This window comes from Vibrio sp. 10N.239.311.G01 (assembly GCF_041465805.1).
GTDB classification, from domain to species: Bacteria; Pseudomonadota; Gammaproteobacteria; order Enterobacterales; family Vibrionaceae; genus Vibrio; species Vibrio crassostreae_C.
In genome coordinates, this window is the sequence record NZ_JBFSRM010000074.1 from 1 (window position 1) to 1,355 (window position 1,355).

The window sequence follows — 1,355 nt, forward strand, 5'->3', positions numbered from 1 at the left end:
GCTAACGAATGATATGGACTCCCTCTACCTGACACTCTGCGTGCCATACTTACTTAGTACACGCTGAAGAACTGGAGGTTACTATGTCCACCATTCAAACTATTGGCGTTGACCTCGCCAAGAATGTATTCAGTATTCACGGCGTTGATGCATATGGCAAGTGCGTCCTACGCAAAACTGTCAAAAGAAACAAACTCTTAGACACATTCGCGAAGTTACCTCCCTGCCTCATCGGTATGGAGGCGTGCTCTGGTGCACACCACTGGGCGAGAGAGCTACTGAAACTAGGTCATAACCCGAAAATTATGGCGTCCAAATTCGTTATTCCATATCGACAAAATGAGAAGAACGATGCCAATGACGCAGAGGCCATCTGTGAAGCGGTATCTAGACCCAAAACACGATTTGTCTCTATAAAAAGTGAAGAGCAACAAGCTGTGCTTTGCCTGCACCGTATTCGACAGGGGCTAATTAAAACAAGAACGGCGACTATTAACCAGCTCAGAGGTTTGCTTTCCGAATTTGGTATTGTGATGCCTCAGGGGCGCTACTCGGCTCAAAACACTATTGGTAGTGTCCTTGAAGATGCAGAAAATGGTTTGCCTATACTCGCTCGAGAGCTACTTCAAGATCTATCGAACAAGATTCAACACCTTAACCTAGAAGTATTGCACTATGATCGTAGAGTCTCTGCTTTAGTTCGTGAGATGGCTTCAGCCAAAGCCCTCATGGATATTCCAGGTGTCGGTGAACACAGTGCAAGTGCCATTGTCGCGACCGTCAATGACGCCAAACAATTTGGCTCTAGCCGCCAATTTGCCGCTTGGATAGGGTTGGTTCCAAGACAATACTCAACAGGTGGTCATGTTCATCTTGGTCGCATCAGCAAAAGAGGCGAAAAACATATTCGCACTCTACTTATTCATGGCGCAAGAGCCGTTATTGCACGATGTAAAGAGAAAACCGATCGCAACAGTATTTGGTTAAATCAACTCGTTGAACGACGAGGTTATAAACGAGCAGCTGTCGCCCTAGCAGCAAAAAACGCTCGTATAATATGGGCATTATTAACAACAGGAAAAGAGTACAAGATTAACTATGTAAACGGTTAACACTCACCGAGTCAAAGCAATAGCAAATGATGACAATACGACCAGACCGAGATGCCTAAACCTGTTTAATTGGGAAGTAATAAATACTGTTTAACGAATGAGGCTGGCATCAAGCGAATATCATCAAGGTGACGGAACGATTCCGATTAAACACCGAATGTAGAGCTGCTGTCCGATCCACTGTTGTCAGCGGGAGCTATTGTTGACAAAAGAGGGAGTCCATGTAGCCCAATTAAGGGGTGA

The 1,355-nt window shown here is 45.2% G+C and carries 1 protein-coding gene; it reads left to right on the forward strand.

The genetic code is table 11. The features are described from left to right. The first annotated feature begins 83 nt into the window (after positions 1 to 83). The gene (locus AB6D06_RS22440; RefSeq protein WP_017041084.1) at positions 84 to 1,112 is read left to right on the forward strand and encodes an IS110 family transposase; all 1,029 of its coding nucleotides are present in this window, start codon (positions 84 to 86) and stop codon (positions 1,110 to 1,112) included. Positions 1,113 to 1,355: the final 243 nt, after the last annotated feature.

Coding starts and splice junctions, on each gene's coding strand:
- AB6D06_RS22440 (WP_017041084.1), top strand. CDS start 84: ATGTCCACCATTCAAACTATTGGCGTTGACCTCGCCAAGAATGTATTC.